Genomic DNA, 14,769 nt, shown 5'->3' on the forward strand with positions numbered 1-14,769 from the left:
TGCTTAATCTCTCTACCGGTTAGTAGGAGATTAAGCAAGCTTAATTACAGTCTCTTGCTTAATCTCTCTACCGGTTAGTAGGAGATTAAGCAAGCTTAATTACAGTCTCTTGCTTAATCTCTCTACCGGTTAGTAGGAGATTAAGCAAGCTTAATTACAGTCTCTTGCTTAATCTCTCTACCAGTCTTATAAGTTAAGAAGTTAATTAATAAATTTTTATGACCATCAAAGCTTAGATAAATTGTTAAGCTTGAGAATATTAAATAAATTGACAAATGCTTAAGGGTATTTCTGCATATCAAGCAAATGAATTAGGTAAATATAAAGTTAAATAATTTAAGAATTCGGTTGTACATCCAAACGTTTTAATCAACTATTTAATCAACTATTAAGTGGAACTGCTTACCTAATCTTACTTTATCGCATGATGTTATATCATATTATTTTATGAATTAGGCCTATAACGTTCTCCTCTTTATTAATATCTAGAACACGAATAAGTGAACCAATATCATTACAATTATAGAATCATATCCCTAAGCTTCTAGTGAAATTCTGGACTGTTTTTATAGTGAAAGCTCACAGGCTCGTTTAGTCATCTTAAATATATGAAAAACAGTTTCTTAAAAAAGTTAATCTTCTGTCTAGGTCACAGTTCGGTGCCTACTAGAGACCGATGAAATACTACTCTAATTGCTGTCTATTCATTTTTCTAGCAAGCACGACTGCATGAATTATGTACTGGTAGAGGATAATGAATTAGTAAGAGATAATGAAACGCTCGGGTAGTTGAAAAGCGGTTCTCAAGGCTGGGGTTAGGACTGCTAGCTACTCCATTTATTTCTAATATGATTTCATACCTAAGAAGGTGTTTTGAATGTAAGGATGTACTGACCTTACTTTCTTTCCAGAAGGTTAGGAAGGTTAAAGGCAGGTACCTATCCCTACTACAAGGCAGATATATCGGTTTTGTAAAGAGAATTGTTAGAGTTCACGAAGAATATATGAAGTGGCGCCGGGGGCAGGATTCGAACCCGCGTGCGGATATCCCGCACCGGCTCTCAAGGCTTGTGTATAGTCGTGCTGATGTTTCATGTGTTTATGTGGTTTGTGAAACATGGCATATTTCATGATAATACTGTTGGTTTTTTGTTGTGTATGTTTATTGTTCCGTACTTGAAAATTTTAAAAATACTTTTCACCCCAACGAAGCGGTGATTCGATGTCCGCATCGGAGTACTTAATGATGTTGAAGAGGGTTTTGGTTAGGGGGAGGTCGGTAATAGAGGAGTGTCCAGAACACTACAAGGTTTACCTACCTACGGAGTACAACGACCTGTGGGAGGAGGTCAGGAGCCGCAGGATACCCGTAGACATCGTCGTGTTTCTTCCGAAACAGCACCAGGAGTATGGGATAAGCAAGATCCTCATGAAGGATAGGTATATTGTTAGGGAGAGCGGGAGGTACAAGGTATACCTAAGCAAGGCGTACCTCGACATATGGAGGGAGATATCACAGCAGAACCAGAGTATAGATCTCTTAATAGTGTTTAATGTTTAGTTTTTGCCTAGGGGGGTGGGGAGGAGGAAGCTAAAGGGCTGGGCTAAGAGCTCTGCCAACCGAATTACTAGTGTTAGTAGCGGAAATTTAAGTTTTAGTAAAAGTTTTGATAACAGTTGTGTTAGTACTAGTAATGTTATTGTTAGTAATTTAGGTGAAAGGTATAGTCGAGAATTGCGGAATCTTGTGTATTTTGAGGTGTATGGTTCTGGACGGGAGATAAGGACTAGGAGAGGTATCTACTATAGGTATCCGGGCGTTATTCTCAGTAGTTTTAGGCTTGTGGATGTTCTTGTTTCTAAGGATCTGATAAAGTATCTCCGTAAGGATGAGAGGAAGAGGAAATTCATAGTAGTTAGGAAGTGTGGAGGGAATACTAGGGTTGTTATAAAATCTAAAGATGTTGATAAGATATCGTATATTTACGATGCAGAGAATCTTAAAAGGTTGACGGGTAAAAGTGGAACAATACCTGAAAGGTTGTTGATGAGATTGAGGACATTGAAGAATGGATGGGTTACAGTTAGATCTCTTGAAAATATTCTTCAGTCCATGAACTTTAGTGTATGTGGGGTTCTCATACTCCAGGTTGTTGGTAATCAGGTCGGGATGAAGCTTTACGAAGTTACTAGACATGAGGTTCTTCATTTTCCTTGGAGTCAGTTATCTGATAGATTTATTGTGCGGTGTGATAGGGATGGGAGGATTACCGTGGTTACTGTTTCCAATATTCCCTTCATCACGATGAGGGATATGTTCAGTTCTCTCAATAGCTATGTTCCTCATCAGAGGTACGGTTTTCTCGGGGATGAAGTTATGGAGGGTGATGTAGTATCTCATCGCTAGGGTCTCACAACGGCATGTCAATGGTTCATCAGTAGGGTCTCATAAGTGGATGACAATAGGTCTCATAAGGGCATGTCAGTATTCGCTAAATATTGTTATTGTATATATATCTATGGGGTCTCATAACGGCATGGTACTGTCTACTTTTGATTATCTTCTGATCGATTCTCGTTGTGAGCCGAAGTGGAAAAACTGTGGGTGTCATAACGGTGTACCACACATATACTATTTGACAGTATTAATAATGTGTATATGGACCGCAAGGCGGCGGGTGATGTGGGTCTCATAACGGTATGACAGGGGGTCTCATAACGGTATGTCAGTAGTTGTCGGTGTTTATAGGGTCGGTGTAGGTGGTTGTAATGGTTGGGGAGGTTAGAGGGGTGTGGTTTCCGTATGTGTACCGTGGCTATGGTGGCTTTCTGTCTACCTATGTAATTCTTTACCGTCTTATTAGGGGGTGGGAGGTGGTGTATGTTCCGTCTAAGTTTTTCCTTTCTTTGGATGGGATTAGGATTCTTCGCCAGTTTCCAAGGTGTAGTTTCTGTTCTTATGTCTCTCCTAAGAGAATTGCTGTTGAGAAGATTCCTGAGGTTGTGGTCAGAGGGGTGAGAGAGGTTGGTAGGGTTGAGGACGTGTTGGAGTACGGATACCTTGCTGGTGTTGTAAAGAATGTTGTGTGGAAGTATACCGTGAATGACCTTATCTCGTTTGGTAGAAGGTTGGATACTAGGGTGGATACGGGGGTGCTTCGCTGGGCTATTCCATGGTTTCCGGGTAACCTCTGTGGGTTGGTGTATTTCATGGAGGAGGGTGTATTCACTTCTCTGGACATGTATATTCTCCAACCTCTATTGGATCTTCAGTTAAGGGATAAGACTCGTGTCAGTATTTTTCTTATCGAGAGAATGGGAGAGATTAAGAGTTTTCTTTTAGTGGTTGTGAGGGGGTCTATCCATGATCTGTATTAATGATAGTCCACCGTTTTTGCTCGAGATTATGGACTTGTAAGTTCGTCGATCATAGCTTGTGGGATTTATTTATGTTTTTATGAGTGAATCCAGTGATGACTGATACGGCTGAGCTCTGGGCTCTATCTGACACTCAGGGCTGAACTCCTAGCAACATACTAGTAAATAAAAACACGATAGGCAAAAGCATCACGAGCATAAACTTTTACAACATTTTATAGGGTGAAAGCAAAATTAGTTGGTTGAAGCTATATTTATGAGGTGGCGACTCTGATTATTAGATGCATTACAACCTTAATCCAAAGGTTAATGGACTTCTCATTCGTACCTAGTAACTATGATGTTAAAGCAGCAACGGGATTAGCTGAAAGGCTCAAAGATTCGGACAAATATAAGGCTCTCGTTAATGTAATGGAGTGGATAGACAAAAATATAACATACTGGTATGAAAGAGCATATCTTGACTCAATTACTAGACCGTTCCTAATGGTCGGCACATCTATCGTAGCAATCATAATTTTCTTAGTCTTATTTGTATTTCTTCTTGCAGTATTCTCTGCTCTATTAAATCTTCCTCCGATTCTCTCCTTTATCGGTTCACTGACAATAAATCTCATTCTATGCTTCTACTTCATATTTGGGATGTCTCCCGTTAAAAAGTTTCTACTCGTTATTTTAGGTTCAACTGTTTTTTACATGTTTACAATGGAGATGTTGAAGCTCCAGCCTTTAGAACTACTCACGGGCATACGGCACCTAAGTTTTATTTATTGGGTAACGGCGGGTGGTTCACTAATCGTCATGCTGTATCTCATAGCCATATATCTACCACTTACAAGACATTATGAGAGCAAGTTAGCTGCAATCATCCGGTTAATTAACTTAACATTTACTGCTGAGCTTTCAGTTGAGGACATGTTGAAACTTAGGAGAGGAGTCTGTAGAGATTATGCCAGGCTCATAGCGTCGGTATTAGTCAACTTGTTCCCAAAAAAAAAAACAGAATCTACTTTTTCATTATACCGGGACATGTAGCAACAGGTATAGAGATAAATGGAAAGATCTATGTGCTTGATCAAAAGCTTCCTATACTCACTATCAATGCTTGGCTCAACCTATGGAATACCGATTGCACAACAAGAATCCTAGTTCTAGAGAAGGAAAACCATAGCTTTTCAGTTAAAAATGTAGAGAGACGAATATGCAGGAATCAAAAAGTACGAATTAACTTAAACAAAGAGCTTGAAGAACTTGTAGAAAAAGTTCACAAAGCCCTCACAAATCAGGAACTCTTAGTACAACATATCCTCGAAAAGTACGCAGAAGTGCTCGACATAGAAGATAAAGCAGTCTACGAATCCATCATAAGAAAAATCAAAATCACACTCGAAAAAGAACTCGTAAACCAAGCATCACTAATAAGAAACATAAACCTGTCAAAAGAAGGAGATAACATCATGGTAGACATACAGCTAACACATCAGAAACCTAATTAATCATCATAATTTCCTTAGTCACGAAACACTTCATGGTAACTTAGATAGAACGCAGAAGGGTAAATATTTCTCTCTTGCTGAGTTTAGCTTGTTTGTGATGTTTAATTTTGATTATCATTGATCATCATGTAACCATGAAAATTGCTTTTAACGCTTAGGTCATATCTGTGTTTTGTGTTCACATGTACGTGTCTGAGTAAGCGGATGTCCGGAACATCGTTGGGCACGAAGAGACTGAGGGAGAGGGACTCACACATCATAAGGACGGTGATCTCCGCTGAGTCACTCAACCATTAAATAATCATATCTTTTTTAACGAAAAGACTGATACCCCTCCAACAAACGCTTGAATATCAAGTTCTTTCCTAATCATTATAACGAAGCACTATTAACAAACCATAGGTAGACTCTTTCCCAAGCTACGTGAGCCCCTAGGGAGTTCATAGAGCTAGTAGAGAAAAGCTTCAATACCTAGGAGTAAATAACCTAAGTAAATTTTATGTTTTTACCAATGGTGGCAATACTTTTAAATTCTAGACCAGCTGGAGACAACTACTGGACCAAGTTAAAACTCCTCCGATTAGGATACTTATCGCAAAACAGGAGATTACATTGGCGTAGCTAGTATATGCGAAAGCCTTTAAAGATATAAACGAGATACTTAAATCCTACAATCCAGAAAATGGTTACAAAAAAGCAATAGTGAGTTCACTTCTTCGCAACGAAGAGTTCGTGAGACATTCTACAAGCACTACCAAGGTTAGTTCCTTCCTTATAAAAAGCCGGGTGAATTCTCATGAAATGTATAATATTGACGCAGTACTCGCTCTTTTTGGGGTGTTTAGTGAAAGTGATTGGACATCGGGCCTTGAAGCTTCATACTGGGGCAACATTCCCTTTTCGAGATCGAAGTTGCTTAAATATCTGGGCAAGAGCTGTTTGTTCTCATTCTCGCAGTAAATAGCTAGTTTCCATCGTTGCGTGTTCTATGGAAACTATTGTATGAGCTCATGAGATCTCAATGCGAATAGGTAACTTGGGTAGTGTTTATCTGCTTCTGTTAGTAGGTCTTCGTACCTCGCCTCACTTATCCTTAGTTCTCCGAATCTTGACTGTATGAATCTTGCTACCTCCCTAGGCATAGTCTGAACCATTATCCTCCATGAGACTTTTTTAAACATCTTCGGTAGGGTTAGATTGCGTCTCTTAGCGTACTTAGTAACAGCTTCTCTACTTATCTTTCTAGGTGCTACTGCTTTCAGTAGCTCTGCTGTTTCCCTGGACATGTATATCCATTCGCAGGGCTTCTGGTGACCCCTCAGCCCTAGGTAGTATCTATAGAATCTATTGAAGTAGACCAGCCTCTTTGTCTCTAGGTCTATAGACTCTATAACAACTACTTCATCGGGTCACCATGTTCTGATCATATCTCCGGTACGCGTTCGAACCTTGTGCCAGATTCTAACATTATTCTGTATACTGTATAGTATGTTCTGTGGTTCTCCTTTAGAAAGCCTACGATCTTCCTAACATCTTCCAAGGGATCTGGTAGGGTCTAACATCCAATTTGTAGGCTCTGCTTGCTACAGCCTCCATTATCGAGCCAAACGTTTCCGGAGAGATCTTTCTTTTGTGATCAGATACCTCGCCAGAGCCTCAGGTTCATATTATCACCTTAACCCTTGGTTTCCTCTTCTTCGCCTCGGGGGCTCTGGAGCTCCAGAGCTCCCTTCTCAGTAGTTCCCTCAAGGCTATTTCATAACTCAACCTTAGATCGAGTACTATGGTGTAGCAAGGTTTATATATGAGTATTGCATCTATTTCATGAGGCGATAGTACATATGAAGGGTTTAATCGTTTGTGTTTGTCAAGGCACGTGTCCATCGTTTCATAAGATGAATGTGTTTGAAGTAGTTAACCATTTCAGAAGGAATAAGAAAGTTGACTTCGTAGTGATTCACCCGCAACTCTGCGCAACCGACGGCGATAACTTCTGGAGGGCGTTGTTGAGTGGTAAATGGGATGGAGGGATTGTGGTGGCTGGCTGCGATCCAACAATGCAGCGGAAGATGTTTGGATGGGTTTTCCGAGAGTTGGGTTTCGATGAGTCTAAGTTTAGAGGTGTTGAAATAAGGAATATGAGTACTGAGGAAGCCATCAAGGCTATTGAGGAGGCTCTGAGTGTGTGAGGTGTTTAGGTTTGACTAGGAACTGGTATCCAGTAATAAACTACGAGAAGTGCAGTGGGTGCCTAACATGCTATAACTTCTGCCCGCACGGGGTGTACGGCCTAGGCGCTGACGGGAAGCCGGTGGTGGTTAAACCGGATAACTGCGTTGAGCTGTGCAGGGGTTGCCAGAAAATCTGCCCCTCATCAGCGATCAAGTATTATGGAGATGAGCAGTAAGGAATTCCAACCCTTTAATTCTTTCGTAGCCTCTTTAAGCCTGGTTAGGTGTGGTAGGTGGATAGATATCCCTCAGATTGCCGAATACGTTCAGGGAGCTCCTTCCTGGATGTAGTGTAGAGCTCTCCCGAGCATGAACCCTGCCTTAAATCCACTGCCTTTCCTAAGATGATATAGGGATAGGTTGAAGTAGTACTCTATGAGGGTTTTAGAGGGCTGTGGTGCTTTGCATAACCAGTATAAACTCTGACACAGCCTCTCGCTGTTCAACTTAGATTTTCTGTTTAAGAGTCTCCACATAGTGGTTCTACTTACCTTAAGAACCTCCTACACCCTATCCTTACCATGTTTATCCACGGTGTACTGGAGGATCTTAGCTCTATCCTCTTGGCTTAAAGCTTTTAGGTTCAGAGTATTGTACTAGGTTTTCACAGCCATATCCGTTGTCTCCTAGATAGATAGTATTATCGTGTAGCAATATTAGTTAATCGTTTCACGGTGTATGTGCGGGTCTGAAACAATGTTTCTGTATCTGTGGAAAGAGTTGAGTTTGTTTATTTGTTTGGCGCCGGGGGCGGGATTTGAACCCGCGTGCGGATATCCCGCACCGGCTCTCAAGGCCGGCCCCTTAGACCGCTCGGGCACCCCGGCTTTCTGTAGTTCTTATTGGTTGATTAATTAAAAGCTTTAGTTCTGCTTTCTAGCTAAATATACTTTGTATCCTTTTTTCGAGACTAGCTTTTCTGCTGTTCCGAATGTTTCTATAAGTAGTTTATATACTTTTTCTGCTCCCTTTCTTGCTACTATTTGTAGTGTTCCTCTTTCTTGAAGATGATTCATAGACTCATTAATTATCTTATCGATGACATTCATACCTGCAGAAAAGGGAGGGTTTGTATATATAGCGTTAAATTTTAGGTGTTTTACAGGTTCGTACAGGTTTCCATGTAAAACCTTAATTCTGTTTAAATCTAGTTTGTTTCTTATGATGTTTCTCTTGGTAATTTCTACAGCATCCTTGTTTATATCAACCATATATATCTCTAGGTTGGGATTTATTTTAGCTAGAGTAATACCTATAACACCATATCCACATCCAAGATCTAAAACAACACCTTTTTCAGGTATTTCTGCATATTCTATTAGTAATCTTGTTCCTTCATCTATGTGTTTATATGAGAATAATCCTGGAACAACTTCTAGCTCTACACTAACACCTCTTACATAATCGGATATAAGTTGGTATACCCCTTTTCTTGTCCGTTCTTTATAGTAATGGCTTTCTACATATACTAACATTTCAATCACGATTTACATTTAATTAGATTTGATCAACTCTTTGTTTTGTCGCCATGTTTTCGGATATATATTTGGATCTATAATCACTCTCTCTATTTTCACAACTATACCTTTTTCTATTGATAGAATTTCTTTGCTGTTCATCAATGCTCTACCTATAGCTACGAGCTCACCCTTTAGAGTCATTACAGCAACACGATCCCCTTTACCTATTTTATTAGAAAGTATGGCTACGCCAGGAGCAGCAAGTTGTGCCCCATGTGCTATAGCATCTACAGCACTATCTTTAATTAATATCTTTGGTAGAAATGCTACTATATGTTCCATAGGCAATAGATATTTTCTAATTAGAGTCTCATCTTTATAGTTGTTCCATAAGTAAAGTGCTTCAGAAAGTTCATGCAGTGTCACAAGATCTCTATCCTCAGTAAGATGTGCTACAGCAGTTCTTCTTAACTCTCTCATATGTGCTTCAACACCCAGGACTAAACCTATATCATGACATAGCTTCCTAACATATGTACCAGATTCACATTTAACTCTAAACAATACATGCCTATTCTCTATTTCAATTACATCTATACTGTAAATTTCCTTCATCCTCAATGATCTCTTGACGGAGGACCGTAATGGTGGTCTTTGATATATTTTGCCTATGAACATATTTATCACAGATAGTATTTTCTCTTTCTCGACATAATCGTGAAGCTCCATAAGTGCTACATACTCTTTATATGAGTGCATGAGCACTCCTATGATCTTAGTAGCCTTCTCTAAAGATATTGGTAGTACTCCTGTTACCTTTGGATTTCCCCGCTCAGCCCAACATCATGGGCTGAGCTCTAGGGTTCCCCCATGACCAGCTTTTTCAAGATTAAACATCTTCTTAATCCATGCCACAACCTCATGACTTGTTGGTCCAGGAGGTTTATCTAAAACTATTAAGCTACTATGTATGTGATCCTGTATTGATCTTGCGTATGGTAGAGAGCCGTGTTTTTCATCAGTATCTTCATCATATTTGACTACATACTCGTGGTCAATATTTGCGGCTCTGTCTAATAATTTAATAAATTCTATTCCTTTTTCCCTCATATATGTCACCTTACCGAATTCACTACTTCTACTACAAATACATATACATAGAAGAACTGGTTAAAACTCAACATCTTCTCTCTAAGAAAAACGAGGTAAGAATTCACTGGATCATAAGTTATTTTATCTTCTTAGGAGTATCGGGGTTAGTTTGACTCTTATACGCTCCTTCATGAAATCTATTAGATTCATCTGTTCAAGAGCTTTCATGATTTCTTCATCTGATGCACCCTTCTTTATGTCGATTTTCTTGTCCAACACCTCTATATGGTTGATATTACATCTCCTTCTTTTAACACCAGTTAAGGTCTTGGGTCCAGTTATGTTTACGTAGTTTTCGTCTATTATTTCAACTATAACGCATTTGCGGCCACTCTCACGACCCGCTATTTTAACACATATTCTACCAATCTCAATAGCAGGCATAACTCTATACCTCCCGACTTTTCTAGTTCATACTTAATAGACTTAGTTTATAGGCTTTAATCGTGTCATAAATATCATATGCGATACACAGAGTGATAGTAGTATCTCTATATCTAGGTCTAAGCAATTAATGTTCGTGTAGATACCTAGTAACCTAAACTTATTTGGAAATTTCACAAAAAATATCTACCATAACTTTATCAACACGGCTTCTCCTCCTTTTCTCGAAATCAGTTAAAATTCTAAGTGGTATTAACTGGTACTCACCATTAGGTAGCTCTCTCTTAATGAGTATGGGAAGCACACCTATATTAAGTTCATGTTCAGCTATTATCACACTATCTTTGGGATTAAGCTTTGATACGTCAATAAGCGGAGGCGCTCCCATGGTCAACTGCATTGCTCTCGCTGCTACTACTCTAGCCTTTTCATACTTCGTGAGACGAGGGGGACCTATGACTATTTCACTGACATCTCTTACCAACCTTACTGGAACACCCTTCTCGCTACTCATAAACTCTCCTCACCAATAATATGTATGTTGTACAAACATTTATAGAAGCTAAGGAAAAAAGTGTTAATGAGTATCAAATCTTCACATCTATGTAGGTAACGTTTTACTATAATACCTAATCAAGTGGGAGTCTAGCTCCTTCTTCCTCTTCTTCTCTACCTTTCTTACCCGGCTTCTCCTCCTTCTTTGGTGAAGCTGCTATTACATCATCTATCTTCATAATTGTTGTAGCTGTTTCTGTAGCGCTTTTGATTATTTGCTTCTTTACTATAACAGGCTCTACTATATTCAGGTTAATCATATCGTCATTTACTTTCCCATTAATAACATCGATACCTGATGACTTTCTTCCTTCAGCATGTGTTTTCCTAAGTTCCATAACTGTTTCAAGTACATCCATACCGGCTGTTTGTGCGAGTACTGAGGGTATTTCATCTAATGCATCGGCAAAAGCTAATACCGCAAGCTGTTCTCTACCAGCTATTGACTCAGCCCATTTCCTTAACCTCATAGCTACTTCAATTTCTGTAGCTCCTCCTCCAGGCACAATCTTTGGGTCTCTCAGTATGTTTCTAACAGCATGAAGAGCATCATTAATGCTTCTCTCGACTTCATCTAGGAGCATATCATTAGCTCCCCTGAGCAATATTGTTGCTGCTTTAGGATTCTTACATTTTTCAACGAACATCATTTTATCGTTTCCAATCCTTCTTTCCTCAACTAGGCTACATTCACCTAGATCTCTTTCTGTTAGATCTCTGATGCTCGTCACTATTCTTCCGCCGGTAGCTTTTTCCAGTTTCTCCATATCGCTTCTCTTGACTCTTCTAACAGCCATAATACCTTTCTTAGCTAGATAATGCTGAGCAACATCATCAATACCCTTCTGGCAGATAACAACATTAGCACCAACAGAAGCAATCTTCTCGACATAATCTCTCAATATCTTTGCTTCTTCCTCTAGGAAAGCTCTTATCTGATCAGGTGATGTTATATTGATTTTCGCTGTTATATCTGGTTTTTCTATCTCTAGAGGTGTATCGAGTAAAGCTATTCTTGCTTTTTCTACTCTTCTAGGCATAGCTGGATGAACAACCTCCTTATCTAGAACAACACCATATATTAGCATGCTATCTCCTAAGCTACCACCACGTTTTTTCTCTATTTTAACCATATCCAGCTTAATATCATAATTACCTTCAGCTCTTTTTTCAGCGGCCGTAAAGGCTGCCTCCATAACCATATCCATAATCTTGTCCAATACATCTGATGTAGCTATATATTTGCTTGCCAATGTTGTGTATAGAGTTTTCTTTAACTCGGCTTTTGCCTTCTCTCTTTCTTCAACTACCTCGATATTGCTTATTGGTACCTTTATAGCTATTTCATCTAATATTTCTAGAGCCTTATTCATTGCCTTCTTATATCCTTCTATAATTATTGTTGGATGAATACCTTGATCAAGAAGCTTTTCTGCTCTCTCTAAGAGAGCTCCCGCAAGAACTACAACTGATGTCGTTCCATCACCCACTTCAGCATCAACAGCTTTAGCAGCTTCAACCAATAGTTTAGCAGCTGGATGTTGAACTTCCATCTCTTTAACGATAGCAGCTCCATCGTTTGTGACAGTTATATCACCAAAACTATCAACAAGCATTTTATCTAAACCACGAGGACCTAGGCTTGATCTCAGTATTTCAGCAAGTACTTTTGTAGCCATTATGTTAGCTTTAAGAGCTTCTTTACCATGAGCTCTCGAGGTTCCTTCCTTCAGTATTAGTACAGGTACTCCATATAGAGCCATATATCTACACCGAATAACGTTCATCTACAGAGGTTCTATATAAGCTTTAATGAAAATGACCTTGATGTTATTACATCATTCAATACTATCAATATACTTATGAAATCTCTCACAAGCATTACAGATATCGTTTAAGGTATAAGCTCCACAATATCTGCACCTTTTTGACGAGTTAAAAGCGTACCTCTGAAACAATTCAATAACTTTTGTGCTTGAGTACATAAGCTCTAAAGATGAGTATAGCATAGATTTTGCTTTACGTATATAATCTTCACATTCAAATTCTACACCTGGTTCTATATTCACATGGTCTAAGATTTTCATGAGAACCACATCAACAAACATTACGTAGTAGAACGGTCTCACAATCTTAATACCATCAACAATTTTTATAGGCAGACCTTCACTAAATACTGTTCCCAAAGTTGTCAATATTCCTGCGAGTAGAAATAATGCTAATTCATCTCTAAACAAAGGTGAGGCAACAAATTCTATATCGAATTTTCTAGCAATCCTTACGGCTACAGCCTCTATAAATTTGATCATTTCTACTTTGTTTGAAGGAACGTAACCTATATTAACTTTTAAATACCTATCGACCTTTACATTAAAAAATGTTTCAATATCTCGACATCTTGTTATACCATCTACACATAAAACATAGATTTTTGTCTTAAAATCTTTTATAGAATTACGGTATACAGTGAACCCTACAATAGATTCGCCAATAGCGTCTGGCCTAACAATATATAAAGATGATCCATTTCTACGAATCATCTGGTAGTAACTGACAGCTTTTCTGGTTTGCTTAACCAGACTACGAAAGAGGCACAATCTGCATAAAATTTCTCCAGAATTTCTACGTTTATACACTGCATACCTCCTTCTACAGGATGAGCATAGGGTATTCGTGCTACCCATAGATATTACCGTATTAAGGAGATGTGAACCTTATCTCTATTGAATAGGTTTTTAATGTTTCTTTTATTCCTCTTTTTAGCACGATTTCGTCATTTGTTCTCGAACCTAGCAATCCTTCTTGTTCGAATATACACGAACCATTAAGAAAAAGCTTTATTATAGCAGATTTTCGTGCTTGTTCTATCTCAAAAGATTCAAGTTCATCGCCTATTGACTGGTAATGAACTATGGCAAATGCTATTGAAGGTTTCGCCGATAGCTCAAGTTTATTGAGAATATCCTTAACATACTGCCATACACTTTCTCTATCCTTATTAGCTATAGCTATAACAGCTAGACGATTTTTAGAGATATGGTCTCTCAATTCGGAAGGAGTTGAGAGCTCATACACCATTTCTATGTTCTCCTTTGCCAGCTGTTAACATTAGCTTCAGAATTTCTTTTTCTTTTGTATTAAGTGCAACTTCTATATCCAGTTTATCTCTTTCATGTGTTGGAGGCTTTAATCCTAAGCTATTGATATATAGGTAACCATATACAATGGTTTTCTTCACATCTTCCTCGCTATACAGATTTATTAATTCCTTTAATATTTTCTCGAAATCTATACTTCTCTTCAGCTCTTCCTCACTAACTGTTGATCCACAGACGATGCAAGTCAAATCTGGCATTAATGAATTGAATTTGCATCTAGGGCATTCTACTGGAAGCATACTATATTTTTTCGAGATCCAATAAGCTCTCCATGAAGCCCTAACAATGTCTATTAGATCCTCTCTTCCATACTCCATAGCTTCTCTGTACAATCTAGGTGCGTAGCCTAGAACTAGTTCACCTATATTGTTAACTATAAATTCCAACTGTACTATTGATAAACTTTCACGAAGCTCAAGAACAGATTGAGCTATTATCTGGTACATGTTTTGAGCATATCTACTGAACCTTCTCTTTATGGTATCTTTATCAAGCGTCGATGATTCTCCTCTTAGAATGTCTACAAGCTTTATTGCTACGGCTTTAGCTTCTTCACGATCTAGTTCTAGCATGTTGAGATTAAAAATATCAATCAATTCATCTAGATGTTTCTCGACCCATGATTCAGTATCAACATACTTCTTGCTACTCGAAGACCTAGTTTTATGCACTATTATCTGTTGTTCCTTCTTCTGCTCAATATTGTGACTCTCTAGTTCCTTCTTAATGTTTTTCTCTGATTTCTTCTTACCATCTCTTGCCACTGAGAACCACCTAGCGCTTAATATGACGACCTTAAATTCTGGTTAACGCTTCTAACAGTTGTTTAATGATTTCGCAGCTTAAATGCGAATTATTTTTATCGAGTTTATTACAATTTCTTTTATGTTTTTGGTTATATCCGTTACGGTATTACCATAATGTTACTATTTTTCTAAATCAAAGTTTTGAGGTA

General features: G+C 38.6%; 17 protein-coding genes, 1 tRNA gene and 1 pseudogene. 7 read left to right on the top strand and 12 right to left on the bottom strand.

The features are described 5' to 3' along the window. Positions 1-1,222: 1,222 nt before the first annotated feature. The 5 genes from QXK50_07675 to QXK50_07695 all read left to right on the top strand — a co-directional run bounded on the left by QXK50_07675 (position 1,223) and on the right by QXK50_07695 (position 4,874). Positions 1,223-1,561 (top strand): hypothetical protein, encoded by a 339-nt coding sequence (locus tag QXK50_07675; GenBank protein MEM2009028.1) that lies wholly within the window; start codon positions 1,223-1,225, stop codon positions 1,559-1,561. Between the two features lie 186 nt (positions 1,562-1,747). Beyond that, positions 1,748-2,407 (top strand): hypothetical protein, encoded by a 660-nt coding sequence (locus QXK50_07680; GenBank protein MEM2009029.1) that lies wholly within the window; start codon positions 1,748-1,750, stop codon positions 2,405-2,407. A gap of 362 nt (positions 2,408-2,769) precedes the next feature. Next, a complete protein-coding gene (locus QXK50_07685; GenBank protein MEM2009030.1) occupies positions 2,770-3,378 on the top strand; it encodes a hypothetical protein in 609 nt (202 codons plus the stop codon). A 309-nt stretch (positions 3,379-3,687) separates the two neighbouring features. Continuing rightward, the gene (locus QXK50_07690) at positions 3,688-4,413 is read left to right on the top strand and encodes a transglutaminase-like domain-containing protein (GenBank protein ID MEM2009031.1); all 726 of its coding nucleotides are present in this window, start codon (positions 3,688-3,690) and stop codon (positions 4,411-4,413) included. 26 nt (positions 4,414-4,439) lie between these two features. After that, entirely contained in the window at positions 4,440-4,874 is a 435-nt protein-coding gene (locus tag QXK50_07695; protein ID MEM2009032.1) for a hypothetical protein, read from the top strand. A gap of 995 nt (positions 4,875-5,869) precedes the next feature. On the opposite strand, the gene QXK50_07700 is transcribed toward QXK50_07695, so the two are convergent. Next, the gene (locus QXK50_07700; GenBank protein ID MEM2009033.1) at positions 5,870-6,265 is read right to left on the bottom strand and encodes an integrase; all 396 of its coding nucleotides are present in this window, start codon (positions 6,263-6,265) and stop codon (positions 5,870-5,872) included. Positions 6,266-6,536: 271 nt separating this feature from the next. Then, positions 6,537-6,758 carry a hypothetical protein gene (locus tag QXK50_07705; protein ID MEM2009034.1) on the bottom strand — a complete coding sequence of 74 codons (222 nt, stop codon included), beginning with the start codon at positions 6,756-6,758 and terminating at the stop codon, positions 6,537-6,539. Positions 6,759-6,880: 122 nt separating this feature from the next. On the opposite strand from QXK50_07705, the gene QXK50_07710 reads away from it, so the two are divergent. Together QXK50_07710 and QXK50_07715 are read left to right on the top strand one after the other, a co-directional pair. Continuing rightward, positions 6,881-7,063 (top strand): hypothetical protein, encoded by a 183-nt coding sequence (locus QXK50_07710; GenBank protein MEM2009035.1) that lies wholly within the window; start codon positions 6,881-6,883, stop codon positions 7,061-7,063. A gap of 11 nt (positions 7,064-7,074) precedes the next feature. Next, positions 7,075-7,281, top strand: a complete 207-nt coding sequence (locus QXK50_07715; GenBank protein ID MEM2009036.1) for a ferredoxin family protein — start codon at positions 7,075-7,077, stop codon at positions 7,279-7,281. 563 nt (positions 7,282-7,844) lie between these two features. On the opposite strand, the gene QXK50_07720 is transcribed toward QXK50_07715, so the two are convergent. The 10 genes and pseudogenes from QXK50_07720 to QXK50_07765 form a co-directional block, all read right to left on the bottom strand. Further along, positions 7,845-7,932, bottom strand: a tRNA-Ser gene (locus tag QXK50_07720). Positions 7,933-7,968: 36 nt separating this feature from the next. Continuing rightward, positions 7,969-8,580 carry a methyltransferase gene (locus tag QXK50_07725; protein ID MEM2009037.1) on the bottom strand — a complete coding sequence of 204 codons (612 nt, stop codon included), beginning with the start codon at positions 8,578-8,580 and terminating at the stop codon, positions 7,969-7,971. Positions 8,581-8,598: 18 nt separating this feature from the next. Beyond that, positions 8,599-9,378, bottom strand: a pseudogene (locus QXK50_07730) (RNA-guided pseudouridylation complex pseudouridine synthase subunit Cbf5). 30 nt (positions 9,379-9,408) lie between these two features. Further along, complete coding sequence (locus QXK50_07735) at positions 9,409-9,675, bottom strand: tRNA pseudouridine synthase A (protein ID MEM2009038.1); 267 nt, start codon at positions 9,673-9,675, stop codon at positions 9,409-9,411. A gap of 123 nt (positions 9,676-9,798) precedes the next feature. Further along, the gene (locus QXK50_07740; protein MEM2009039.1) at positions 9,799-10,101 is read right to left on the bottom strand and encodes a 50S ribosomal protein L14e; all 303 of its coding nucleotides are present in this window, start codon (positions 10,099-10,101) and stop codon (positions 9,799-9,801) included. Positions 10,102-10,261: 160 nt separating this feature from the next. Further along, a complete protein-coding gene (locus QXK50_07745) occupies positions 10,262-10,615 on the bottom strand; it encodes a DNA-directed RNA polymerase subunit K (GenBank protein MEM2009040.1) in 354 nt (117 codons plus the stop codon). 115 nt (positions 10,616-10,730) lie between these two features. Beyond that, the gene (gene thsA / locus QXK50_07750) at positions 10,731-12,419 is read right to left on the bottom strand and encodes a thermosome subunit alpha (protein ID MEM2009041.1); all 1,689 of its coding nucleotides are present in this window, start codon (positions 12,417-12,419) and stop codon (positions 10,731-10,733) included. Positions 12,420-12,494: 75 nt separating this feature from the next. Beyond that, positions 12,495-13,292, bottom strand: coding sequence for a hypothetical protein (locus QXK50_07755; protein ID MEM2009042.1), 798 nt, complete (start codon positions 13,290-13,292; stop codon positions 12,495-12,497). Positions 13,293-13,353: 61 nt separating this feature from the next. Continuing rightward, complete coding sequence (locus QXK50_07760) at positions 13,354-13,734, bottom strand: hypothetical protein (GenBank protein ID MEM2009043.1); 381 nt, start codon at positions 13,732-13,734, stop codon at positions 13,354-13,356. Beyond that, positions 13,724-14,578 (bottom strand): hypothetical protein, encoded by an 855-nt coding sequence (locus tag QXK50_07765; GenBank protein ID MEM2009044.1) that lies wholly within the window; start codon positions 14,576-14,578, stop codon positions 13,724-13,726. Before QXK50_07765 ends, QXK50_07760 begins: the two co-directional genes overlap by 11 nt. Positions 14,579-14,769: the final 191 nt, after the last annotated feature.

The organism is Ignisphaera sp. (assembly GCA_038831005.1).
In the GTDB taxonomy this organism is placed as follows: domain Archaea; phylum Thermoproteota; class Thermoprotei_A; order Sulfolobales; family Ignisphaeraceae; genus Ignisphaera.